Source organism: Streptomyces sp. NPDC101237 (assembly GCF_044767465.1).
GTDB lineage: Bacteria > Actinomycetota > Actinomycetes > Streptomycetales > Streptomycetaceae > Streptomyces > Streptomyces gramineus.
In genome coordinates, this window is sequence record NZ_JBIWNY010000009.1 from 172685 (window position 1) to 195470 (window position 22786).

23 protein-coding genes and 1 pseudogene are annotated in these 22786 nt (G+C 73.8%); 19 read left to right on the forward strand and 5 right to left on the reverse strand.

Annotation, left to right across the window (positions count from 1 at the left end; all coding sequences use genetic code 11):
- Window positions 1-17: 17 nt before the first annotated feature.
- Window positions 18-1235, forward strand: coding sequence for an AAA family ATPase (locus ACIRQ9_RS16655; RefSeq protein ID WP_404172899.1), 1218 nt, complete (start codon window positions 18-20; stop codon window positions 1233-1235).
- Window positions 1232-2473, forward strand: a complete 1242-nt coding sequence (locus tag ACIRQ9_RS16660; RefSeq protein WP_404172902.1) for a VWA-like domain-containing protein — start codon at window positions 1232-1234, stop codon at window positions 2471-2473. Before ACIRQ9_RS16655 ends, ACIRQ9_RS16660 begins: the two co-directional genes overlap by 4 nt.
- Window positions 2474-2488: 15 nt before the next feature.
- On the opposite strand, the gene ACIRQ9_RS16665 is transcribed toward ACIRQ9_RS16660, so the two are convergent.
- Window positions 2489-3169, reverse strand: a complete 681-nt coding sequence (locus tag ACIRQ9_RS16665; protein ID WP_404172905.1) for a transcriptional regulator — start codon at window positions 3167-3169, stop codon at window positions 2489-2491.
- A 151-nt stretch (window positions 3170-3320) separates the two neighbouring features.
- Between ACIRQ9_RS16665 and ACIRQ9_RS16670 the strand changes: the two genes are divergently transcribed.
- The 4 genes from ACIRQ9_RS16670 to pqqB all read left to right on the forward strand — a co-directional run bounded on the left by ACIRQ9_RS16670 (window position 3321) and on the right by pqqB (window position 7107).
- On the forward strand, window positions 3321-4289 hold the full coding sequence (locus ACIRQ9_RS16670) for a threo-3-hydroxy-L-aspartate ammonia-lyase (RefSeq protein ID WP_404172908.1): 969 nt from the start codon (window positions 3321-3323) through the stop codon (window positions 4287-4289).
- Between the two features lie 303 nt (window positions 4290-4592).
- Complete coding sequence (locus ACIRQ9_RS16675) at window positions 4593-4994, forward strand: SseB family protein (RefSeq protein WP_351322677.1); 402 nt, start codon at window positions 4593-4595, stop codon at window positions 4992-4994.
- Window positions 4995-5045: 51 nt separating this feature from the next.
- Window positions 5046-6158, forward strand: coding sequence for a hypothetical protein (locus ACIRQ9_RS16680; RefSeq protein WP_404172911.1), 1113 nt, complete (start codon window positions 5046-5048; stop codon window positions 6156-6158).
- A gap of 64 nt (window positions 6159-6222) precedes the next feature.
- The gene (gene pqqB / locus ACIRQ9_RS16685; RefSeq protein ID WP_404172914.1) at window positions 6223-7107 is read left to right on the forward strand and encodes a pyrroloquinoline quinone biosynthesis protein PqqB; all 885 of its coding nucleotides are present in this window, start codon (window positions 6223-6225) and stop codon (window positions 7105-7107) included.
- A 13-nt stretch (window positions 7108-7120) separates the two neighbouring features.
- Here pqqB and ACIRQ9_RS16690 read toward each other — a convergent pair whose 3' ends face one another.
- Together ACIRQ9_RS16690 and ACIRQ9_RS16695 are read right to left on the reverse strand one after the other, a co-directional pair.
- Complete coding sequence (locus ACIRQ9_RS16690) at window positions 7121-7519, reverse strand: MarR family winged helix-turn-helix transcriptional regulator (RefSeq protein ID WP_404172917.1); 399 nt, start codon at window positions 7517-7519, stop codon at window positions 7121-7123.
- Between the two features lie 96 nt (window positions 7520-7615).
- Window positions 7616-7966 carry a VOC family protein gene (locus ACIRQ9_RS16695; protein ID WP_404172920.1) on the reverse strand — a complete coding sequence of 117 codons (351 nt, stop codon included), beginning with the start codon at window positions 7964-7966 and terminating at the stop codon, window positions 7616-7618.
- Between the two features lie 225 nt (window positions 7967-8191).
- On the opposite strand from ACIRQ9_RS16695, the gene ACIRQ9_RS16700 reads away from it, so the two are divergent.
- The 12 genes from ACIRQ9_RS16700 (at window position 8192) to ACIRQ9_RS16755 (ending at window position 18954) form a co-directional block, all read left to right on the forward strand.
- Window positions 8192-8479 carry an ArsR family transcriptional regulator gene (locus tag ACIRQ9_RS16700; protein WP_404172923.1) on the forward strand — a complete coding sequence of 96 codons (288 nt, stop codon included), beginning with the start codon at window positions 8192-8194 and terminating at the stop codon, window positions 8477-8479.
- Between the two features lie 29 nt (window positions 8480-8508).
- Window positions 8509-9462 carry an SMP-30/gluconolactonase/LRE family protein gene (locus ACIRQ9_RS16705; RefSeq protein WP_404172926.1) on the forward strand — a complete coding sequence of 318 codons (954 nt, stop codon included), beginning with the start codon at window positions 8509-8511 and terminating at the stop codon, window positions 9460-9462.
- Window positions 9463-9529: 67 nt separating this feature from the next.
- Window positions 9530-9991 (forward strand): fluoride efflux transporter CrcB, encoded by a 462-nt coding sequence (gene crcB / locus ACIRQ9_RS16710; protein ID WP_404172929.1) that lies wholly within the window; start codon window positions 9530-9532, stop codon window positions 9989-9991.
- Window positions 9988-10368 carry a DUF190 domain-containing protein gene (locus ACIRQ9_RS16715; protein WP_404172932.1) on the forward strand — a complete coding sequence of 127 codons (381 nt, stop codon included), beginning with the start codon at window positions 9988-9990 and terminating at the stop codon, window positions 10366-10368. Before crcB (ACIRQ9_RS16710) ends, ACIRQ9_RS16715 begins: the two co-directional genes overlap by 4 nt.
- Window positions 10365-10739: a fluoride efflux transporter CrcB gene (gene crcB, locus ACIRQ9_RS16720; protein ID WP_404172934.1), complete on the forward strand. Its 375-nt coding sequence runs from the start codon at window positions 10365-10367 to the stop codon at window positions 10737-10739. Before ACIRQ9_RS16715 ends, crcB (ACIRQ9_RS16720) begins: the two co-directional genes overlap by 4 nt.
- Window positions 10740-10811: 72 nt before the next feature.
- Entirely contained in the window at window positions 10812-11648 is an 837-nt protein-coding gene (locus ACIRQ9_RS16725; RefSeq protein WP_404172937.1) for an undecaprenyl-diphosphate phosphatase, read from the forward strand.
- Window positions 11649-11817: 169 nt separating this feature from the next.
- Window positions 11818-12483 (forward strand): FadR/GntR family transcriptional regulator, encoded by a 666-nt coding sequence (locus tag ACIRQ9_RS16730; protein ID WP_404173214.1) that lies wholly within the window; start codon window positions 11818-11820, stop codon window positions 12481-12483.
- A 43-nt stretch (window positions 12484-12526) separates the two neighbouring features.
- On the forward strand, window positions 12527-13543 hold the full coding sequence (locus ACIRQ9_RS16735; protein WP_404172939.1) for an asparaginase: 1017 nt from the start codon (window positions 12527-12529) through the stop codon (window positions 13541-13543).
- Between the two features lie 75 nt (window positions 13544-13618).
- Window positions 13619-15022 carry an aspartate ammonia-lyase gene (gene aspA / locus ACIRQ9_RS16740; RefSeq protein WP_404172942.1) on the forward strand — a complete coding sequence of 468 codons (1404 nt, stop codon included), beginning with the start codon at window positions 13619-13621 and terminating at the stop codon, window positions 15020-15022.
- A 36-nt stretch (window positions 15023-15058) separates the two neighbouring features.
- Complete coding sequence (locus ACIRQ9_RS16745; RefSeq protein WP_404172945.1) at window positions 15059-15997, forward strand: glutaminase; 939 nt, start codon at window positions 15059-15061, stop codon at window positions 15995-15997.
- Window positions 15998-16219: 222 nt separating this feature from the next.
- Window positions 16220-17614, forward strand: a complete 1395-nt coding sequence (gene mptB, locus ACIRQ9_RS16750; RefSeq protein WP_404172948.1) for a polyprenol phosphomannose-dependent alpha 1,6 mannosyltransferase MptB — start codon at window positions 16220-16222, stop codon at window positions 17612-17614.
- Window positions 17611-18954 (forward strand): glycosyltransferase 87 family protein, encoded by a 1344-nt coding sequence (locus ACIRQ9_RS16755; protein WP_404172951.1) that lies wholly within the window; start codon window positions 17611-17613, stop codon window positions 18952-18954. Before mptB ends, ACIRQ9_RS16755 begins: the two co-directional genes overlap by 4 nt.
- Before the next feature lie 41 nt (window positions 18955-18995).
- On the opposite strand, the pseudogene ACIRQ9_RS16760 reads toward ACIRQ9_RS16755, so the two are convergent.
- Together ACIRQ9_RS16760 and rho are read right to left on the reverse strand one after the other, a co-directional pair.
- A pseudogene (locus ACIRQ9_RS16760) lies at window positions 18996-19889 on the reverse strand (D-alanyl-D-alanine carboxypeptidase family protein); the annotation flags it as partial.
- A gap of 94 nt (window positions 19890-19983) precedes the next feature.
- Window positions 19984-21132, reverse strand: coding sequence for a transcription termination factor Rho (gene rho, locus ACIRQ9_RS16765; RefSeq protein WP_404172953.1), 1149 nt, complete (start codon window positions 21130-21132; stop codon window positions 19984-19986).
- A 392-nt stretch (window positions 21133-21524) separates the two neighbouring features.
- On the opposite strand from rho, the gene ACIRQ9_RS16770 reads away from it, so the two are divergent.
- Window positions 21525-22772: a cytochrome P450 gene (locus ACIRQ9_RS16770; RefSeq protein WP_404172956.1), complete on the forward strand. Its 1248-nt coding sequence runs from the start codon at window positions 21525-21527 to the stop codon at window positions 22770-22772.
- The last annotated feature ends 14 nt before the right edge of the window (window positions 22773-22786 follow it).

The following is a 22786-nucleotide window of genomic DNA, read 5'->3' on the forward strand; positions in this document are numbered from 1 at the left end:
CCCCGAGGTGATCACCCATGCCCCTGCGCGTTCCCGCTCGACTCGGCGTCGCCGACGACCTGCTGAAGCTGCTCGGCGAGTCCGCCACCGAACCCCGTACCGACACCCAGCTGGAGGCGCTCACCCTCGCCGTCGCCGCCGACCTGCCCGTCCTGCTGTGGGGCGAGCCCGGCATCGGCAAGACCGCCGCCCTGACCCAGCTCGCCCACTCCCTCGACCTGCCCCTGACCACGGTGATCGCCAGCGTGCACGAGCCGTCCGACTTCTCGGGGCTGCCCGTCGTGGGGGACGATCCCGCCGTCCAGGGCGTCCCGATGGCGCCGCCGGACTGGGCGGTGCGGCTGGTGAGGGCCGGCCGGGGCCTGCTCTTCCTCGACGAACTGTCCACCGCTCCGCCCGCCGTGCAGGCCGCGCTGCTGCGGCTCGTCCTGGAGCGACGGGTCGGCGCCCTGCGGCTGCCGCCCGGCGTGCGGATCGTGGCGGCCGCCAACCCGCGGTCCTCGGCCGCCGACGGCTGGGAACTGAGCCCGCCGCTGGCCAACCGGTTCGTGCACCTGCAGTGGGCCCACGAGCACGAGGTCGTGGTCCGCGGCCTCGGCGGCACCTGGCCGCGGGCGACCCTGCCCCGGCTCGACCCGGAACGGCTCCCCGCGGCCGTGGACTTCGCGCGCCGCGCGGTGTGCGGTCTGCTCGCCACCCGGCCCACGCTCGTCCACCGGCTGCCCAGCGGTGAGACGCGCCGGGGCGGCGCCTGGCCCTCGCCGCGCAGCTGGGAGATGACGCTGCGGCTGGTCGCCTTCGCGCACGCCGCCGGGTCCTCCCGGGACGTCCTCTCGCTCCTGGTGCGCGGCACGGTGGGGGACGGTCCCGGGCTCGAACTCCTCGCGAGCGTCGACCGGATGGAACTCCCGGACCCCGAGACCCTGCTCGCCGATCCGGACGCGGCGGACCTGCCGGACCGGGGCGACCTGCGGCAGGCCGTGCTCGACGGGGTGGTCGCCGCCGTACGCGAGCGGCCCGACCGGGCCCGCTGGGACGCGGCCTGGGCGGTCCTGGTCCGCGCGCTGGACACCGGAGCCCCCGACCTGGTGGTGGTGCCCGCCGCCACCCTGGCCGCGCTCCGCCGGGAGGACTGGGACGTGCCCGAGGCCGTGGAACGGCTCGCCGGGGCCGTCTCCGTGTCCCGCCGGGCCGACCGGGCCGCCCGGCACGTCGCCGCGACGGCCGCGCGATGACCGCCGCACCGGCCGGCGCGCTGGACCTGGAGAAGCTGTACGCCGCCCGGCTGCGGGCCGCCCGGGCCCGGCCGTACCTGGCCAGTGCCCTGTTCGCCCTGCACGTGGTCGAGTCGCGGCAGGTGCCGACCATGGCCGTCGACCCGCACTGGCGGTGCTACGTCTCGCCGGCGTTCGTGGACCGGATGCCGGTGCAGGACCTGGCCGGGGTCTGGGTGCACGAGGTGTCGCACCTGCTGCGCGACCACCACGCGCGCAGCGACCGGGTCGCCGTCCAGCGCGGGCTGACCGGAGCGGGCGAGCGGCTGCGGATGAACATCGCGGCGGACCTGGAGATCAACGACGACGCCTACGGCGACGGACTCGTCCAGCCCCGGGGCGCGGTCCGGCCGGGCCACCTGAGGCTGGACGAAGGCCTGCTGATGGAGGACTACCTGCGCCTGTTCCGGCTGGGCCCCCTCACCCAGGACCTCGGCTGGCTGGACTGCGGCAGCGGCGCCGACGGCCGGGAACGGGCGTGGGACCTGGGCCCGGACGGCGCCCACGGTCTCAGCGAGCAGGAGCGCGACGGGGTCAGGTTCCGGGTGGCCGAGGCCATCACCGGGCGTCCGGGCAGCACCCCGGAGGGCTGGCGGCGCTGGGCGGAGGAGGCCTTCCATCCGCCGCAGCCGTGGCGGGAGCTGCTGGGCGCGGCGGTCCGCTCGGCGGCCTCCGCCGCGGGCGCGGGTGACGACCACGACTACGGCCGTCCCTCCCGCCGTGCGACGAGCCTGCCCCGTGTGGTGCTTCCCCGGCTGCGCCGCCGCCCGCCCCGGGTGTGCGTCGTCATCGACACCTCCGGGTCGGTCAGCGACGCCGAACTGGGGAGCGCGCTGCTGGAGGTGGCGGCCATCGGCCGTGCCGTCGGCGGCCGCCGCGACCTGGTCCGCGTGGTCTCCTGCGACGCGGCCGCCAGGACCGTGCGCCCGCTGTGCCGTGCGGAGGGCATCGAGCTGGTGGGCGGCGGCGGCACGGATCTGCGGGAGGGCTTCGACCGGGCCCTCAGGTCCCGGCCCGCCCCGGACGTCGTGGTGGCCCTGACCGACGGCCAGACTCCCTGGCCCGCGACCAGGCCGCCCTGCCGGACGGTGGTCGGGCTCTTCCCGCGCTCGCACCCCGGCAGCCCGTACGACGAGGACGACCCGGACTACGTCCCCGACGAACCGCCCGCCTGGGCCCGGGTCGTGGCCATCGGATGACACGGCACCGGCCCGCTACCGCGCCCGCGTCTCCGCCAGGTAGCTGTAGGCGGAGGCGCGGGAGATGCCGAGGCGGGCGGCGACCTGCCGGACCGCGCCGCGCACCGCGAAGACGCCCTGCCGGTCGAGGTCACCGAAGAGGTCCAGACGCTCCGCGCGGGTGAGCTGCGGCCAGGGCCTGGCCTCCCGCAATTGGCGGGCGTCGACCAGGGAGTCCAGTACGGCGGTGATGTCGTCGCCGAACGTCGTGGTCGGCGGCGGACCGGGCAGGGCCGCGACGCCGGCCAGGTCGCCGACCAGCGTGTGGACCTGGGCCACGGCCGTGACGTCGAGGTTCACGCACAGCGCCCCGAACGCCGTGCCGGCCGAGTCCCGCAGCACCATGGTGGAGGACTTGACCAGCTTTCCGTCCCGGGTGCGGGTGAGGTAGTTCAGCTCGTCGGCCGCCGCGTCGCCGGCCGCCAGCAGCTTCATGCCGATCTCGCTCATCGACCCGCCGACCCCACGGCCGGTGACCGACCCGGCGATGGCCACCACGGAGCGCTCCGGGCGGCGGAAGTCGTGGACGACGGCCTCGCAGAAGGCGCCGAAGGTCGCCGCGATGCCGTCGACGACCGGGGCCAGCGCCGCGATGATCGCGTCCTGCTCGGCCCGCGCGGCCGGCCCGTCCGCCGTGCCCGCCGGATCCTGTGCCATCCGCCCACCTCCGTGTCCCCGCCGGAGCCCCGACCCGACCGGGTCTGGACTTCCCGTCCAGATGATAGACAATAATTCCATGCTGTCGGCGTCGAACGGATGTGCCCGACGCGCATCCGGTTCCCGGCGCCGCCCAGAACGGAGGACGACCATGCCCGAGACCCCGCCCGTGACCCTCCAGGACGTACGGGACGCGGCCGCGCGGATCAGGGGCGTGGCCCACCGCACCCCGGTGCTGCGCTCGCGCACCCTGGACGAACGGGTCGGCGCCGAGGTCTTCCTCAAGTGCGAGAACCTCCAGCGCATCGGCGCCTTCAAGTTCCGTGGCGCCTACAACGCGGTGTCCCGGCTCTCCGCCGAACAGCTGGCCAAGGGCGTGGCCGCGTACTCCTCCGGCAACCACGCCCAGGCCGTCGCCCTCGCCGCCCGCGAACTCGGCACCACCGCCGTGATCGTGATGCCCGAGGACACCCCGCGCGCCAAGCTGGAGGCGACCGCCGGGTACGGCGCCGAGATCGTGACGTACGACCGCTACACCGGAGACCGCGTCGCCATCGGCGAGGCCCTGGCCGCCGAACGCGGACTCGCCCTGGTCCCGCCGTACGAGCATCCGCACGTGATCGCGGGGCAGGGCACCGCCGCCCTCGAACTCATCGAGGAGGTCGGCGAGTTGGACGCCCTGGTGGTGCCGGTCGGCGGCGGCGGGCTGATCGCGGGCAGCGCCACCGCGGCCAAGGGCGTGCTGCCCGGCATCCGGGTCGTCGGGGTCGAGCCCGAGGCCGGGGACGACACCAGGCGCTCCCTGGAGGCCGGGCACCGAGTCTCCGTCCCGGTGCCGAGGACCATCGCCGACGGCCAGGCGGCCGACATCCCCGGCGAGCTGACCTTCTCCGTCAACCGGCGCCTGGTGGACGACATCGCCCTGGTGAGCGACGACCAGATCCGGGACGCGATGCGGTTCGCCTTCGAGCGGTTGAAGACCGTGGTGGAGCCGAGCGGCGCCAGCGGTCTGGCCGTGCTGCTCGCCGGCCGGGTGGCACCGCTGCCGCGCCGGATCGGGGTCGTCCTCTCCGGCGGGAACGTCGGTGCCGACCGGTTCGCGGAGATCGTCGCCGGCTGAGCCGCGCCGCGGGAGACGGAACCGGAACCGGAGCACGGCCCGGAGCCGGAATCGCGACCGGATCACAACCCCGAGTCAGGACCGGAACCGGAACCGAAAACGGAGTGGGAGCCGGTTCCGAGGCGGAATCCGAGCCGGGCGGCCCCGGGGCCGCCCGCGCGGCCTTTCGCAGGTCCGGCCGGGCGGACCGTCGTGCGGGGAACCCCGGAAGCATGCCCCGTCCCCGATCGGGTACGCGTGCCGTGGCCGCCCGGTACTCAACCGGTCCCTGCGGCCAGTACCACCACTACCTGGGGATCTGTCATGGAGACACCCGCACACGACGACATTCCGACGCCGGCCCAGCGGGCACTCGACACGCTGGCCGTGAACGCCGACGACCGTGACGCGCTGGACACGCTCGCCCACAGCGACGTGCTGGTGCCGGTGCCCGACGACGCCGCCGAGGCGGCCGACCCCGCGATGATCGCGCTGCCCGTCCTGGAACGGCCCGACGGCGATCCCGTCGTCCCCGTGTTCACCTCGGAGGGAGAGCTGACCGGCCTGCTGCCGACGGTCTCCCGCTACCGCCTGGTGCCGCTCGGCGCGCTGGCCCAGCAGTGGCCCGAGGACAACCTGTCGCTCGCCATCGACGGCAGTTCGACGCACGCCCTGACCCTCACTTCCGAGGGCGTGCGCACCCTGCTGGCCCGGCCGGCGGGCTGACGCCGCCTCTCCCGGTCACCGCGAGATCCCGGCGCGGGCCAGAATGGCCCCATGGAATGGATCTCCGGGGTGGCCGGGGGACTGGTGCTGATCCTGGTCCTGCGCAGCATCCTGCGCACCCTCGTGGTGCCCCGGGGCCTGTACTCCGTGCTCGTGTACCGGCTCTGGTCGACGCTGCGGAAGCTGCTGTGCCTCACCGCGCGCGGCGGCGACTACCGGGCGATCGACCGCGCGGAGACCTGGCTCGCCCCGCTGATGCTGATCGGCATGCTCGCCGCCTGGCTCGGCGGGGCGTTCCTCGGTTTCGGCATGCTGCTGTACGCCCTCTCCCCGCTGTCCTGGGACACCGCGTTCCGGGAGGCCGGCTCCAGCCTGTTCACCCTCGGGTTCGCCAGCGGCGCCCGGCTGCGGCTGTCCGCGCTCGACTTCGTCGCCGCGGCCACCGGCCCCGTCGTCATCGCCCTGCAGATCGCCTACCTCCCCACGCTGTACGCCGCCTACAACCGCCGGGAACTGGAGGTCACCCTCCTGCAGTCGCGGGCCGGCGAACCCGCCTGGGGTCCGGAGATCCTGGCCCGGCAGTGGCTGGTGGACACCGAGGTCGCCCTGCCCCAGCTCTACAGGGACTGGGAGCGGCTGGCCGCCGACATGGGCGAGAGCCACGCCACCTACCCGGTGCTGCTCGCGTTCCGCTCGCCGCGCCCCTACCGCAGCTGGCTGGTGGGCCTGATCGCCGTCATGGACGCCGCCGCCCTCCAGCTCGCGCTCGCGCCGCGCACCGCTCCGGCGGAGGCCCGCCTGGTGCTGCGCGCCGGGTTCACCGCGCTGCGCGACATCGCCGTCTCGGTACGGGCCACCTTCGACGAGGACCCGCCGCCCGACGCGCCGATCGATCTGACGTACGGCGAGTTCGAGGCGGCCGTGGCCATGCTGGAGAAGACCGGGTTCCGCGCCGAACGCGGCACCGAGGAGGCGTGGCCGCACTTCCACGGCTGGCGCGTCAACTACGAGGCCGTGGCCTACGAGCTGTGCCGCCGGTGCGACGCCGTGCCGGCGCTGTGGACCGGGGGGCGCGACTTCCCCTCGCAACCGATCCCGCCGATGCGCCCGGTGGACCGGCAGCCCACCGACCGAGGGCCGGACGTTCCGCCCGGCCGCGGGTAGCGTCCCCCGTCCTGAGGGGAAGATCCCCCCTAAAGACCGGGGAGAGTGGAAGGGGCGGATCGTCGTGAGGGTCGTCCTGCTGGGCACCGCCGCCGACGGCGGATTCCCGCGGTGGAACTGCGCCTGCGCGCTGTGCGCGGCCGCCCGGGACGGCAAGCTGCCGTCCCGTACCGAGGAGTGCGTCGCCCTGAGCGGCAACGGCCGTGACTGGTGGCTGCTCAACGCTTCCCCGGACATCCGCGCCCAGCTCACCGCCACCGCGGTGCTGTGGCCGGGCCCGGGGCCACGGGAGACCCCGGTGCGCGGTGTGCTGCTCACCGACGCCGAGGCCGAGCACGTCACCGGGCTGAGCGTGCTGCGCGGCGCACCGGACCTGAAGGTGTACGCGGCGCCGCCCGTGCTGACGGTGCTGTCCCCGGTCCGCGGCGGCCTCGATCGCTACGCCCCCTGGCAGTGGGCCGACAGCCTGGCCGACGGCGGGTTCGTGCTGTCCGGCGGCCTGGTGGTGACCGCGCACCCGGTGAGCGCCAAGGCTCCGGCGTACGTGCCGGCCGCGCTCGCCACGGCCGACGGCCGCTGGGTCACGGCGTACCGCGTCGAGGACCTGGCCACCGGGGGAGTCCTGCTCTACGCCCCCTGCGTCGGCGCGTGGAGCGACACCCTGGACGAGCTGTGCGCGGAGGCCGACTGCGTCCTGCTGGACGGCACGCTGTTCACCGCCGACGAGAGGGGCACCGCCGTCGGCCCCGCCCGGGCCGCCCTCGGGCACCTCCCGGTCTCCGGCCCGCACGGCAGCCTCGCCGCGCTGGCCGCGCATCCCCGCACCCGCCGGATCTACACCCACCTCGGCGACACGAACCCCCTGCTCGACCCGGCGTCCCGGGCCCGCGCCCAGGTGGCCGAGGAGGGCGTCGAAGTCCTCCCGGACGGCATCGAGTTGGCTCTCTAGTCCGCTCGGCCCTCTAGTCGGCCGGGGTGTCGAGCATCCGCTCCAGTGCGGCCCGCTGCAGCGGCCGTACCTCGGCGTGCAGGGCGCGGCCCCTGGGTGTGAGCGCGACCCACACGCCCCGGCGGTCCTCGACGCACACGGACCGCTCCACCAGGCCGTCCTTCTCCAGGCGCCCTATCAGCCGGGACAGGGCGCTCTGGCTGAGATGGACCTGTCCCACCAGGTTCTGCACCCGGCAGTGGTCGCCCTCGGCGGGCGTCTCGGCGGCCAGCCGGTCGAGCACCTCGAAGTCGCTCGCCCCCAGGCCGTGCGGGTGCAGCACCCGGTCGATCTCGCACATCGTGCGCGCGTGCACCGACAGGATGTCCCGCCAGCGTTCCTCCAGCCGGGACTCGGATGCTGTGACTGCCATACCCGCACCGTAGCACCGATCCGGCCAATCGTTGAGTGTGCAACTAGTGCGGGCGCAAGCGGTGTCGGCGGGCCGTGCGGCCCGGCGGTACGGCTGTCAGGCCACCGGGTCCTGGAGCAGGCCCACCATGTTCCCGTCGGCGTCCTTCACCGAGGCGACCAGCCGGCCGTTGCCGACGTCCCGGGCGTCCTGGACCAGCTCCGCACCGGCCGCCAGCAGCGCCGCGAGCCGCTCCCGCAGATCCGTGACGTGCCAGAACGGCGTCGGCCCTGTCAGGCCCTGGGCGTGGCCGTTCGGGTCGAGGCCGACGTCCTGGCCCGCTGCCTTGAAACCGATGTAGTACGGCTCGTCGGCGTACGGCTCGACGCCGAGCAGCGCACCGAACAGGGCCTTGGCCCGCTCCGCGTCCTTCACGGGGTAGACGATCGTCTGAATGCCTGCGGTCATGGTCTTCTCGCTCCTCGTACCTGGCTGCCCGGCGCGGTCCGTCCGGTGGTTCCCACGCTAGGAGCGGGAAGGGCGCCACGGCTTCTCGAAAACTGACCGGCTGCCGGGCGGCCCGCCCGCCGTCCGGTCTCGGTCAACGCTCGCCGACTCCCTGCCGAGGCGGCTCCGGCTGCGCGACAGTGGGAAAAACGCCCCACGGGCAGGCAGGGGACGGAGGCCGGTCGGATGCTGAGGAAGTCCACGAACGCGAGTCGCCTGGAGATTCTGGACCGGCTCAAGGATCCGGCGGCCCACTTCCCGCCCCAGCGGCACGCCGACCTCGCCGAGGACGGCGTCACCGTCCGGACCGTCGCCGTGAAACTGGGCGTCTCCCGCAGGGTCGCCGCCGCCCATCTGGACGTGCTGGCCCGGCTCGGCCTGCTGCGCACCCGGCGCATCCGGCACCGCACCTACTACCGGCGCGACGAGATCCGCATCGCCGAGGTGGCCCGGATGTTCGAGAAGGGCTGGTGAGAGCGGTCATCCCTGCCAGTATGGGTCTCATGGACCGACCCGCGCGCCTCGTCCCCCTCCACTACGTCGCCATCGGCGGCCGCGGCCCCGAGGACGTGGTGACGGCCCCGGACGGCGGCGTGCTCACCGGCGTCGAGGACGGCCGCATCCTGCGCCTGGACGGGCTCGGCGACCCGGACACCGCCCGGGTCCGGGAGCTGGCGCGCACCGGCGGCCGCCCGCTGGGCCTGGAACTCCTCCCGGACGGCGACCTGTTGGTGTGCGACGCGGAGCGCGGCCTGCTGCGCGTCGGTCTCGCCGACGGCTCCGTCCGGGTCCTCGCCGACTCGGCCGAGGGCGAGCCGCTGCGGTTCGCGAGCAACGTCGTCGCCCTGTCCGACGGCACCGTGTACTTCACGGCCTCCAGCCGCCGCTTCCCGCTGGACCACTGGATCGGCGACATCGTCGAGCACAGCGCCACCGGCCGCCTGCTGCGCCTCGCACCCGGCGCGAGCGCGCCCGAAGTGGTCTGCGACGGCCTCCAGTTCGCCAACGGACTGGCCGTGAGCGGCGACGGCACCTTCCTGATCGTCGCGGAGACCGGCGCCTACCGGCTGACCCGCTTCTGGCTGACCGGACCGCGGGCCGGGCGCGCCGAGTTCTTCGCCGAACTCCCCGGCATGCCCGACAACATGTGGCGCGACGGCGAGCTGACCTGGGTGGCCCTGGCGGGCCCGCGCAACCCGCCGCTGGACCTCTTCCACCGCACCCCGCCCGCCGTGCGCCGGGCCGCCGCCCGAGCCGCCGTGCACGCCCCCTACCGGCCGGCCGGCACCCTCGCCGTCGTGGCCCTGGACGACCACGGCCGGGTCGTCCACCACCTGGCCCGCCACCACTGCGGCTTCCGCATGGCCACCAGCGTCTGCGTGAGCGGCCGCCACCTGGTCCTCGGCAGCGTCCGGGAGCCCGGCGTCGCGGTCTGCGCGGCCCCCGCCGCGAAGTGACCACCCGGTGGACCCGGCGGTACCCTGATGCACCCGCCGGTGGTGTTCGAACAGGAGACGTACGACCATGACAGCGCCGGAAGCCGAGAGCCTCCGTGTCGAGCCGGGCCCGCGGCGCCGGTCCGAGTGGCGCGGCCAGGCGCCGGTCGTCGCGGTGGTCGCCGCCGGAGGCGCGATCGGAGCGGTGGCCCGCTACGCCCTCGCCCTGGCACTGCCCACGGCCACCGGGGGATTCCCCTGGGCGACCTTCTGGACGAACGTCATCGGCTGCGCGGTGATCGGCTGCTTCCTGGTCCTGATCACCGAAGGACTCTCCGCGCACCGCCTGGTCCGCCCGTTCTTCGGCACCGGCGTCCTCGGCGGTTTCACCACCTTCTCCACCTACACCGTCGACATCCAGAAACTGGTCGACCACGGCCGGCCGGGCACCGGCCTGGCCTACCTCTCCGCGACCCTGTGCGCGGCCCTCGCGGCCGTGTGGTGCGCGGCCGCCGTGACCCGCCGTGTCCTCACCCGGAGGCAGCGATGACGAGACTCACCGGCCGCGCCCTGCGCCTGACGGTCTACATCGGCGAGGACGACAGCTGGCACCACAAGCCCCTGTACACGGAGATCGTGCACCGCGCGCACGCGTCCGGGCTCGCGGGCGCCAGCGTCTTCAAGGGCGTCGAGGGCTTCGGCGCCACCTCCCGCATCCACACCGCGCGGCTGCTGTCGCTGAGCGAGGACCTGCCGGTGGCGGTCGTCCTCGTGGACACGGAGGAGCGGATCCGGGAGTTCCTGCCCCAGCTCGACGAACTGGTGACCGAAGGGCTCGTCACCCTGGACGACTGCGAGGTCATCAGGTACGTCGGCCGGGACAAGGAATCCGGCAAAACGGATGCGAAGGGTAAGAACTCGTTGTGAACTGGCTGCTGGTCGTGGCGGGTGCCGTCGTCGGTGCCCCGCTGCGCTACCTCACCGACCGCGCCGTCCAGGCCGGACACGACTCCGTCTTCCCCTGGGGCACCTTCGTGGTCAACGTCACCGGCTGCCTGATCCTCGGCCTGCTGACCGGCACGGCCTCGACGGGCGCTGCGGGCGAGCACCTGCAACTGCTGCTGGGCACCGGGCTGTGCGGGGCCCTGACGACGTACTCGACGTTCTCCTACGAGACCCTGCGGCTGACCGAGACCGGCGCCGGGCTCTACGCTGCGGCCAACGTCGTCGCCAGCGTGGCGGCGGGGCTCGGTGCGGCCTTCGCCGGGGTGGCGATCGCCCGATCGGCGTGGGGCTAGGACTTGCTTCACACCCCCGCGTTGTAAGACTGTCTACAGCACTGTCGACCAAACTCTGCAGAACTGGATCCCATGAGCGCCATCTCCGTCGGTCAGGCCGCCGTCCTCGGTGTCGTCGAGGGGGTGACGGAGTTCCTCCCCGTCTCCTCCACGGGCCACCTCAAGATCACCGAGGGGCTCATGAACATCCCCGTCGACGACCCGTCCGTCGTCGGGTTCTCGGCCGTCATCCAGGTCGGCGCCATCGCGGCCGTGCTGGTGTACTTCTTCAAGGACATCCGCCGGATCGTCTCCGCCTGGGGCCGCGGGCTGGTCGACAAGGAGGAGCGCTACCACCACGACTACAAGTTCGCCTGGTGGGTGATCGCCGCGACCGTCCCGATCGTCCTGGTGGGCCTCGCCGCCAAGCCGCTGATCGACGGCCCGCTCGCCTCGCTCTGGGTGGTGGCCGGATCTCTGATCCTCGGCTCCGGCGTGATGTGGGCGGCGGACCAGATGGGGCGCCACAAGCGCGGCGAGGACGACACCTCCTTCGCGGACGCCATGTGGGTCGGCTCCTCCCAGATCCTCGCCCTGCTCTTCCCCGGCTTCTCCCGCTCCGGCGCCACCATGTCCACCGCGCTCATCCGGGACCTCGACCGCGTCGCCGCGACCCGCCTGTCCTTCTTCCTCGGCATCCCGGCCCTGACCGGCGCCGGCATCTACGAGCTGAAGGACGCCCTGGGCGCGGGCGTCGGCGCCGCGCCGCTGGTCGTCGGCACGGTGGTCTCCTTCGTGGTCGCCTACGGCTCCATCGCGTGGCTGCTGAAGTTCGTCGCCAAGCACTCCTTCAACGCCTTCGTGATCTACCGGATCGTCGTCGGCCTTGCCCTGTTCGGCCTGCTCGCCACCAACACGCTCGGCGCCTGACTCCTTCGGCGCACCGGCACGGGGTGCGGCACCTGTCCCCACAGGTGTCGCACCCCGTGCGTCGTTCTCCCCGAGCCGCTTGACAGCCGAGCCCCGCCGCCGGACCATCTAGCTCGTGAACCTGTCAGACAGCCGGACAGCCGGACAGCCCCCGCGGCGCGTGAGCGCCATGGAGGCGGTCCTGGCACACCTGCGCGGCGCGATCGAGCGCGGCGAGTACGCCATCGGTGACAAGCTCCCCTCGGAGGCGGAGCTGTGCCGGACCCTGGAGGTCAGCAGGCCCGTCCTGCGCGAGGCCCTGCGGGCCCTGCAGACGATGGGCCTGACCGTCTCCAAGACCGGCAAGGGCACCTTCGTCGTCGCCGGCGCCGTCGAGGACCCGACCTTCGGCGACTACGCGGCCAGCGACCTGCTGGAGGTGCGCCGGCACATCGAGATCCCGGTCGCCGGATACGCGGCGCTGCGCCGCACCCCGGAGAACCTGGACCACCTGGCGCACCTGCTCGACCGCATGGAGCGGGAGACGGACACCACCGCGTGGGTCGCGATGGACACCCTCTTCCACCTCGCCGTGGCCGAGGCCGCCCAGAACCCGGTCTTCCGCCGGGTCATCGAGGAGATCCGGGACGCCCTCGCGCGCCAGTCGGCCTTCCTCACCGAACTCGGCGACCGGCGCGAGCAGTCCAACCGCGAGCACCGCGCCATCGTGGAGGCGCTGGTCGACGGCTCCGAGTCCGACGCCGTGGACGCCATGAGCCACCACCTGGACCGCGTCCGGACCACCCTCACCCGCATCGTGCGCCCCATGCACCCGCCCACCGGAACCGGCGCGTGAACCGCCCACCGGTCCGTACCGACCCACCCGAGACCAGGCAGTGATGTACAGCACCTTCCCCGCGCCCGCACCCGCCGTCCGCGAACCCCTGCACGCCCCCGTCGCCCACCTCATACGCGGCGGGGTCGTCGAGGGCGTCCACTACGGCTCCGTCGTCGTCCTCGGAGCCGACGGCGAGGTCCAGTTCCAGCTCGGCGACATCGAGGCCGCGTTCTACCCCCGCTCGGCCCTCAAGCCCGTCCAGGCCGTCGCCATGGTGCGGGCCGGGCTGCCGCTGGAGGGTGAACTGCTCTCCCTGGCCGCCGCCAGCCACTCCGGCGAGGAACGCCACCTGGCCGGCGCCCGGCGGATCCTCGGCCTCGCCGGGCTGACCGACGCGGACCTGCGCAACGTGCCCGACATGCCGTACGGCCCCGAGGTCCGCGACAGCTGGATCCGGGAGGGCAGGGAGCCGTCCCGGCTGGCCCAGAACTGCTCCGGCAAGCACGCGGCGATGCTGTGGACCGCCAAGCTGAACGGCTGGACGCTGGACGACTACCTCGACCCGGCCCACCCGCTGCAGCAGGCGGTGGCCGAGGCCGTCGAGGACCTCACCGGCCAGCACATCGCCCGCACGACCGTCGACGGCTGCGGAGCGCCGCTGTTCTCGGTCTCCCTGCACGGCCTCGCGCGGGCGGTGTCGCGGATCGTGACCGGCGCGCCGGGTACGCCGCGGGCCCGGGTCGCCGACGCGATGCGGGAGCACCCGGAGATGGCGTCCGGCGCCGGACGCGACGTGGCGGCGCTGATGGCGGCCGTGCCGGGGCTGCTCGCGAAGGACGGGTTCGAGGGCGTCCAGGTCGCCGCGCTGCCGGACGGCCGGGCCGTGGCCGTGAAGATCGCCGACGGGGCGAACCGGGCGCGGATCCCGGTGGCGGCCGCGGCGCTGGAGCGGGCCGGGGTCGATCCGGAGCTGCTGAGCGGGTTCCAGGGCGAGGCGCTGCTCGGCGGCGGTCGCGCGGTCGGGTGCGTACGGCCTGTCCGCTCGCTGGACCCGGTCGCGATGCCGGCCTGCGCCTGAGCCCTGTCCACCGCCGCCCGGGCGGGCGGTCCTTCCCCCACTCTCCTCGAAATCCTGAAGAGGAATCGTTTTTCCATGATCTTTCGCAGCGAGCACGACCTGCTCGGCGACCGTGACGTGCCCGCCGACGCCTACTGGGGTGTGCACACCCTGCGCGCCACCGAGAACTTCCCCATCACCGGCACGCCGATCTCCGCCTACCCGCATCTGATCGACGCGCTGGCCGCCGTCAAGGAGGCCGCGGCTCTCGCCAACGAGGAGCTGGGGCTGCTGGCGCCCGAGAAGGCCGCCGCGATCGTCGCCGCCTGCCGGGAGATCCGGTCCGGCAAGCTGCACGACCAGTTCGTCGTCGACGTCATCCAGGGCGGCGCCGGGACGTCGACGAACATGAACGCCAACGAGGTCGTCGCCAACCGCGCGCTGGAACTGCTGGGACACCGCAAGGGGGAGTACCGGTACCTGCACCCCAACGAGGACGTCAACCTCGGCCAGTCCACCAACGACGTCTACCCGACCGCCGTAAAGATCGCGACGGTCTTCGCGGTCCGCGGGCTGCTCCGGGCGATGGCCGTGCTCCAGGACGCCTTCGGCCGCAAGGCCGTCGAGTTCCGTGACGTGCTGAAGATGGGCCGCACCCAGCTGCAGGACGCGGTGCCCATGACGCTCGGCCAGGAGTTCTCCACCTTCGCCGTCATGATCGACGAGGACCGCTCCCGGCTCGGCGAGGCCGCCGAACTCATCCATGAGATCAACCTCGGCGCCACCGCCATCGGCACCGGCCTCAACGCGCCCGCCGGATACGCCGAGTCGGCCCGCCGCCACCTCGCCGGGATCACCGGACTGCCCCTGGTCACCGCCGCCAACCTCGTGGAGGCCACCCAGGACTGCGGTGCGTTCGTGCAGATGTCCGGCGTGCTCAAGCGGATCGCGGTCAAGCTCTCCAAGAGCTGCAACGACCTGAGGCTGCTGTCCTCCGGGCCCCGCGCCGGACTCGGCGAGATCAACCTGCCGCCCGTACAGGCCGGTTCGTCGATCATGCCCGGCAAGGTCAACCCGGTGATCCCCGAGGTCGTCAACCAGGTCGCCTTCGAGGTCATCGGCAACGACGTCGCCATCACCATGGCCGCCGAGGCCGGCCAGCTCCAGCTCAACGCGTTCGAGCCGATCATCCTGCACTCCCTCTCGGAGAGCGTCACGCACCTGCGCAACGCCTGCCTGACCCTGGCCGAGCGCTGCGTCGACGGCATCACCGCCAACACCGAGGTGCTGCGGGCCACGGTCGAGAACTCCATCGGCCTGGTCACCGCCCTCAACCCGTACATCGGGTACACGGCGGCCACCGACATCGCCAAGGAGGCCCTCGCCACCGGCCGGGGCGTGGCGGAACTCGTCCTGGAGAAGGGCCTGTTGCCGGCCGAGCGGCTGGCCGCACTGCTGCGGCCCGAGGTCGTCGCCGGCAGCGCCCAGCCCCTGGTCTGAGCCGCGAGGACGCGCCGGGACCGGCACGGAGGCACAATGGTGATCATGTCGATGTCCTCGTCACCGGCCTTCCTGCCGGTCCTGGAGCGGATCGCGGACGAGATCGAGCGGACGCCCGGCCGCGGGCGGCCCGCCGACTACATACCGGCGCTCGCCGCCTGCGACCCGCGCAGCTTCGGCATGGCCGTGGCCGAGCTGGACGGCACGGTATACGGCGTGGGCGACTGGCGGCAGCCGTTCTCCACGCAGTCCATCACCAAGGTCTTCACCCTCGCCCTCGACCTGGGCCGCGAGGGCGACGAACTCTGGGAGCACGTCGGGCGCGAACCCTCGGGCAACCCCTTCAACTCCCTGGTCCAGCTGGAGTACGAGAACGGCATCCCGCGCAACCCCTTCATCAACGCGGGCGCCCTCGTCGTCACCGACCGCCTGCAGACCCGCAGCGGGGACGCGGCCGGCGAACTCCTCGCCTTCCTGCGCGCCGAGAGCGGCAACACCGGTCTGGACTTCGACAAGGGCGTCGCCGCCTCCGAGTCCCAGCACGGCGACCGCAACGCCGCCCTGGCCCACTTCATGGCCTCCTACGGCAACATCGACAACGAGGTGCCGGTCCTGCTCGACCAGTACTTCCGCCAGTGCTCCGTCGCCGCGTCCTGCGCCGACCTCGCCCTGGCGACCACGTTCCTGGCCCGCCACGGCATCCGGGCCGACGGCAGCCGGCTGCTCACCCGCAGCCAGGCCAAGCAGGTCAACGCGGTCATGCTGACCTGCGGTACGTACGACGCGGCCGGGGACTTCGCCTACCGGGTGGGACTGCCCGGCAAGAGCGGGGTGGGCGGCGGCATCATCGCGGTGGTGCCCGGCCGTTGCGCGATCTGCGTGTGGAGCCCGGGGCTGGACGAGCGGGGCAACTCGGTCGCGGGCGTGGCGGCGCTGGACCGGTTCACCACGCTGACCGGCCTGTCGGTGTTCTAGGTTCCGGGCCGGTGCCGTCGCGTCTCCTCAGGTCGCGTCTCCCCAGGTCGCGTCTCCCCAGGGGGCGTGGAGCCGCGCCGACGGCCGGTCGCGGCCGGCTCCCGCGGCCCCGCGCACGGGTGTCCGGGCGCACCGCACACAGGTAACAAGCAGGCCGCCCCCAGGAAAACGCCCCGTCGCTTTCCGGCCACCCGTCCTTGACACGCTGGCCCAGTGTTGGCCATGGCTTTCCCCGTCGATCTCCGCCGCTGCCAGGTCCTTGGCCTGGCCGGTACCGCGTTCCTCGCCCTGGGAGGTGAGACAGCCGGCGCCCTCCCCGTGGAGGACCTGCTCGCGCCGAGCTCCGTGCAGGCGGCGTTCGGGCTGGTCGGCGTCTACTTCGGCGTGGTGCTGCTCATCGCGGCCTGGCTGCTGCTGGGCCGCCTGGTACGCGGCGGCGAACCACCCACCCCGCGCCAGTTGTTGCTGGTCCTCGCCGTCTGGGCGGCCCCGCTGCTGCTCGCGCCCCCGCTGTTCAGCCGGGACGTGTACAGCTACCTCGCGCAGGGCGCGATGGTCGACGCGCACATGGACGTCTACACGGCGGGACCCGCGCAGCTCGGCGGCCCGCTGGCCGACGAGGTCGCCCCGGTCTGGCAGAACACCGCCGCCCCCTACGGCCCCGCCTTCATGGGCGTCGCCTCGCTGCTGTCCGGACTCACCCGGGGCGAACTGCCCGCCGGACTCTTCGGCATGCGGCTGGTCGCCCTGCTCGGTGTCGGCCTGATGGCGGCCGCGCTGCCCCGGCTGGCCCGGCACAGCGGCGCCGATCCGGCCGCCGCGCTCTGGCTCGGCGCCCTCAACCCGCTGGTGCTGCTGCACCTGGTCGCGGGCGCCCACAACGACGCGATCATGCTCGGTCTGCTGGGCCTCGGCCTGGTCGCGGCGCTCGGCCGCCGGCCGGTCCTCGGCGCCGTGCTCGTCACGCTCGCGGCGCTGGTGAAGGCACCGGCCGCGCTGGGCCTGCTGGCGATCGTCGTCGTACAGGCGCGCAGGGGCCGCAGCCCGGTGGCCGCGTCCCTGCTGACGGCCGCCGCGGCCGGCGCCACGACGGTGGCCGCGACCGCGGTGGCCGGGACCGGGTACGGCTGGATGGGGGCGCTCGACACGCCCGTCTCCGCGCACAACTGGGCCCTCAGCAGCCTGCTCGGCCGGGCCACCGGCGCGCTCCTCGAACACCTCGGCAGCGACCTGGCGCCGCTGGCCGTCCCGGCCTGGCATCTGCTCGGGCTCGTGCTCACGGCGGTCACCGTGCTGCTGATATGGGTCCGGCTGCGGCCCCGCCCGGTCTACGCCCTCGGCCTGAGCCTCGCCGCGGTCGCCGCCTTCGGACCGGCGATCCGGCCCTGGTACGCCATCTGGGGCCTGTTCCTGATAGCGGCGGCGGCACCCAGCACCTCGGTACGGCACCGGGTGGCCGCCGTCACCGGAGTGCTCGCGCTCGCGGTACTGCCCAGCGGCGGTCCGGCCGACGTCGGCCAGCTTGTCCTCGCCGTCTGCGGCGGCGTGCTCGGCGTGGTCGTGCTGTGGCAGGCCCACCAGGCCGCGCAGGCCCCGGCCGTGGGACGTACGGCATGAGAGGGCCGCGCACCGACCGGGGGAGACTGCTGCTCGTCCTGGTCCTCGTCACCGCCGTGACCGTGTTCACCGCCACCGTGCCGCTGCTGCGCGACTGGTTCGACCTGCGCGTCTACTACGGCACCGTGCACACCTGGGTGCACCACGGCGGCCGGATCTACGACTACCGGGTGCCCGGTACGGAGTACGGCTTCACCTATCCGCCGTTCGCCGCCGTCGGCATGCTGCCCATGGCGCTGGTCGGCCTGCCCCTGGCCATAGCGGCCTCGCTGCTGGTCAACCTGGCCGCGCTGGTCTTCGTGCTGCGCATCCTGGCCGGGCCCGGCTGGCGGCGCTGGGGCTGGTACCGCTGGGCGCTGGCCCTGTGCGCGCTGGCGCTGTTCGAGCCGCTGCGGGACACCTTCAGCTTCGGCCAGGTGAACCTCGTGCTGCTCGCCCTGGTCCTCGGCGACTGCTGTCTGCTGCGCAGCGGACGCGGGCGCTGGGCGGGTGCCGGGATCGGACTCGCCGCCGCCGTCAAGCTCACGCCGGCGCTCTTCATCGGCATGCTGCTGCTCGCCCGCAGGTGGCGGGCGGCGGCGACCGCGACGGCGGTGGCGCTCGCCGCCACCGGACTCGCCGCCTGGGCCGACCCGAGGGCGTCCCGCTTCTACTGGACGCGGGCCCTGTGGGACACCGGCCGCGTCGGGCGCCTCGACTACGTGTCGAACCAGTCGCTGCAGGGCGTTGTGGCCCGGCTCGGCCACCCCGACAAGCCGCTGTGGGCGTCCGCCGTGCTGATCACCCTCGCCGTGTGGGCGTGGCGGACCCGCAGGGCGGTGGCGGCCGGGGACTGGACGGCCGCCTTCGCGCTCACCGGGCTCGCCGCCTGCCTGGTCAGCCCGATCACCTGGGTGCACCACCTGGTGTGGACGCTGCCCGCGTTCGTGCTGCTGGCCCGTGCGGGACACCCGCGGATCGCGGGCGCCCTCTACGCGGTGATGTGCACCAGCGTGGTCTGGCTGTGGTTCGACGACGCCTCGGGCGTCGACGGCTTCCTCGGCAGCAACCTCTACACGTGGATCACGCTGGGGCTGCTGCTGGGCCTGCCGACCGGTCAGTCCCGCGCGGAGCGCGCGCCCCTGAGCCGGATCGCGAGGCTCACCGCGCCCGCGCCGAGCACCGCGGCGCCCGCGGCGATGGCGGTGCCTGACCAGTCGGAGCCGTCGTCCGGAGTGGCCGCGGCCGCCACCGGTACGGTGCTCGGCCCCGGCCGGGGCCGGGGCTTGGCCAGCAGTGCGTCCAGCGACCCGACCGGGTCGACCCGCCCGGCCGCCGCGAAACCCCAGTCGAGCAGCTGACGGGCCTCGTCGTACACGCCGCCGTCCTGCGGGTTCATCAGCGTCACGATCAGGGTGCGTCCGTCCCGCCGGGCGGCGGCGACCAGCGTGTTGCCGGCGTTGGTGGTGTAGCCGTTCTTGATCCCGATCATCCCGGGGTAGCGGGGCACGCCGTCCTCGCCGGTCAGCAGCCGGTTGGTGTTCTGGATGCCGAACGTCCAGCCGTCGCCGGTCGGGAACTGGGCGGAGGCGGTCGAGCAGTACCGGGCGAAGTCGGCGTTGCGCAGCCCGGCCCGGCCGAACACCGCCAGGTCGAACGCGGAGGAGACCTGTCCCGGCGCGTCGTAGCCGTCGGGTGACTCGACGTGGGTGTCGAGGGCGCCGAGGGAGCGTGCCTTGGCCTGCATCAGGGAGACCGTGCGGTCCCAGCCTCCGTCGAGCGCGGCCAGGACGTGCACGGCGTCGTTGCCGGAGCTGAGGAAGACACCGCGCCACAGGTCGGCCACCCGGTAGGTGTGGCCCTCCTGGACACCGACCAGGCTGCTGCCCTCCTCGACGTCCGCCAGCTCCTGCGGTGTCACCCGGTGCTGCAGACCGGCCGGCAGGACCGGCAGCACGGTGAGCGCGAACAGCGTCTTGAGCGTGCTGGCCGGGGGCAGCGCGCGGTGCGCCTCGTTCGCCGCGAGGACCTGGCCGCTGGTCGCGTCGGCGATCACCCAGGAGAGCGCGGAGACGTCCGGGACCTCGGGCACCCCGGAGTGCGGCCGTACCTGGACGCCGGAGTGGTAGAGCAGGGACGGGCCGGGCACCGACGCCTTCGGGGAGGGCACCGGGTCGAGTGCCGCGGGGCCGGCCGCCGCCGTGCCGGACGCCAGTGCCAGCAGGCCCGTCACACACAGGGCGCAGGTCGACACCGCGACTCGGCGGGCACCACGGGCAGAGAATCCGATCGTCATACGGCCAACGTAGGAAGGGAGTCCGTCTCCGGCGCGCAGCCTGGGCCGGACGGACGCGTCGAGCAACCCGGACGACTGACGTCCGGCTCCGCCGTCAGCCCGCCGGCAGGGTCGGCCGCACGCGGCGCAGGAAGGCGGCGTTGTCCGGCGTCTCGCGCATCCGCTCGAAAAGCGTCTCCAGGCCGAGGGGGCCGCCCTCCCGGCTCTGCAGGGCCCGGCGCAGTCCGCGTACGGCGGTCAACTCGGACGGAGTGAGCAGGAGTTCCTCGCGGCGGGTGCCGGAGGGGCCGATGTCCACGGCCGGGAAGACCCGGCGGGAGGCCGCTTCGCGGTCCAGCCGCAGCTCCATGTTGCCGGTGCCCTTCAGCTCCTCGAAGAAGTAGCCGTCGGCGCGGGAGCCGGTGTCCACCAGGGCGGTGGCGAGGATGGTGAGCGAGCCGCCCTCCTCGGCCTTGCGGGCGGCCCCGAAGAACCGCTTGGGCCCGATCAGCGCGCCGGCGTCGACGCCGCCGCTGAGGGTGCGGCCGTTCGTGGCGGCCGCGTTGTTGTGGGCCCGGCACAGCCGGGTCAGGGAGTCGAGCAGGATGACGACGTCCCGGCCGTCCTCGACGAGCCGCTTGGCCCGTTCGACGACGAGTTCGGCGAGGGCGACGTGTTCCTTCGCGGGCCGGTCGAAGGTGGAGGCGTACACCTCGCCGCGGACCGAGCGCCGCATGTCGGTGACTTCCTCAGGGCGCTCGTCGAGCAGCAGCACCATGAGGTGGCATTCCGGGTGGTTGCCGGCGACGGCGGCCGCGTACTGCTGGATCAGCACGGTCTTGCCGGTCTTCGGCGGGGCCACGATCAGCCCGCGCTGGCCCTTGCCGACGGGGGCGAACAGGTCGGTGATCCGTCCGGCGAGCCCGGAGGCAGGGTGTTCGAGACGGATCCGCTCGTGCGGGTGCAGCGGGGTCAGCTCGCGGAAGTGACGGCGGCCGCGCAGCGCCTCGGGCGCACGGCCGTTGACGCGGGAGACCTCGGTCAGGGCGCGCTGGCCGCCCCGGACGCCGTCGACGAGATCGCCCGGGCGCAGGCCGTGGCGGCGGATCAGCGCGGCGGGGACCTGCGGGTCGGCCGGGGAGGGCAGGCAGCTCGGGGCCCGCAGGTGCCCCTTTCCGGCCGCGTCGATGTCGAGGACACCGGAGACGGGCCGGACGGCGTCGCGGTCCCGCTGCCGTACGGGAGGTTCGAGTGTGGTGGTCATGGGAGGTGGTCCTTTCGAGGACGGGAGACGAGCGAGAGAGGGGGAGGGGCCGCGAGGGGGAGGCGTGCGCACAGGCCTCCGTGCGGCGGGAACGGCGCCTCGGGGACGGCAGGGAAAGCCCTGGTCACGAGGTGGTGCCAAGAAGCCGACGGGCCGATCGAGAGCGGGCCGAAGCGGCTGGAGGGGAGGAAACCGGCACCGGCGCCCGGCAAGGGGGCGATCACAGGTGCTGCTCGCACTATACCCGGAGTTCCACGTCGGTCAACATGGCAGGGGGCGCCGGTATTCCCGGCCGGTTCCCGGACCCGCGTGGCCGGGAACCCCGGGTCACGGCGGCCCGGGTGCGCCTACGATCGGCGGTGCCCGCGTCCCGCGCCCCGTCAGGAGTCCCGGTGGAGACCTCGCCCGAGCCGCACCGTCCGGACCCCGCGGGCGGCTGCCCGCACGCCGACAACGCCAGGCTGCTGGCGCGCGGCGCCGTGACGCCGGTCGTCCTGCCCGGCGGTGTCGAGGGCATGGCCGTCCTCGGGCACGACGCACTCCGGGAATTCCTGCAGCATCCCGAAGTCGCCAAGGACGCACGGCACTTCACCGAGCTGCGGGAGGGCCGCATCCCGGCCGGCTGGCCGCTGCTGACCTTCGCGACCGTGCGGGGCATGACCACCGCGGACGGCGAGGACCACCGCAGGCTGCGCGGACTGGTCAGCCGGGCCTTCACGCCCCGCCGGGTCGAGGAACTGCGGCCCCGGGTCGAGGAGTTGACGGCCTCGCTGCTCGACGGCCTGGAGCGGGCCGCGGTGGACGGCGTGGCCGACCTGCGGCAGCACTTCGCGCTGCCGCTGCCGATGGGCGTGATCAGTGAACTCCTGGGCGTCGACGACGAGTTCCGTGCCCGGCTGCACCAGCTGAGCAGCCAGGTGGTGGCCACCGGCATCGAACCGGCCCAGGCCGTCGCCGCCAACCGGGAACTGGTGGCCGTCCTCGCCGCCGTCGCCGCGTCCCGTACCGAACGGCCCGGCGACGACCTCACCAGCGCCCTGATCGCCGCCCGCGACGAGGGGGGCGACCGGCTCGGCCAGGAGGAGCTGATCGGCACCCTGGTGCTCATGATCATCGCCGGGCACGAGACCACCCTCAACCTGATCACCAACGCCGTGCGCGCCCTGTGCGGCCACCGCGACCAGCTCGACCTGGTCCGCGGGGGCGCCGCGAGCTGGGCGGACGTGGTGGAGGAGACGCTGCGCTGGGACGCGCCGGTCAGCTACTTCCCGTTCCGCTACCCCGTGCGCGACCTGGACCTCGGCGGCACGGTCATCCCGGCCGGCACCCCGGTCCTGGCCGGCTACTCCGCCGCCGGCCGCGACCCGGCCGCGCACGGCCCGGACGCCGACCGGTTCGACGTCACCCGGCCCGCCCGCCCCGACGCCGTGCGCAGCCTCTCCCTCGGGCACGGCGCCCACTACTGCCTGGGCGCCCCGCTGGCCCGGCTGGAGGCCACGGTGGCCCTGGAGCGGCTCTTCGGCCGCTTCCCCGACCTCGACCTGGCCGTGTCCGAGGACGGTCTAGCCCGCGAAGCCAGCTTCGTCGGCAACAGCGTCCACACCCTCCCGGTGCGCCTGGGGACCTCGCTGTCCGCCTGACACACTGTCAACTC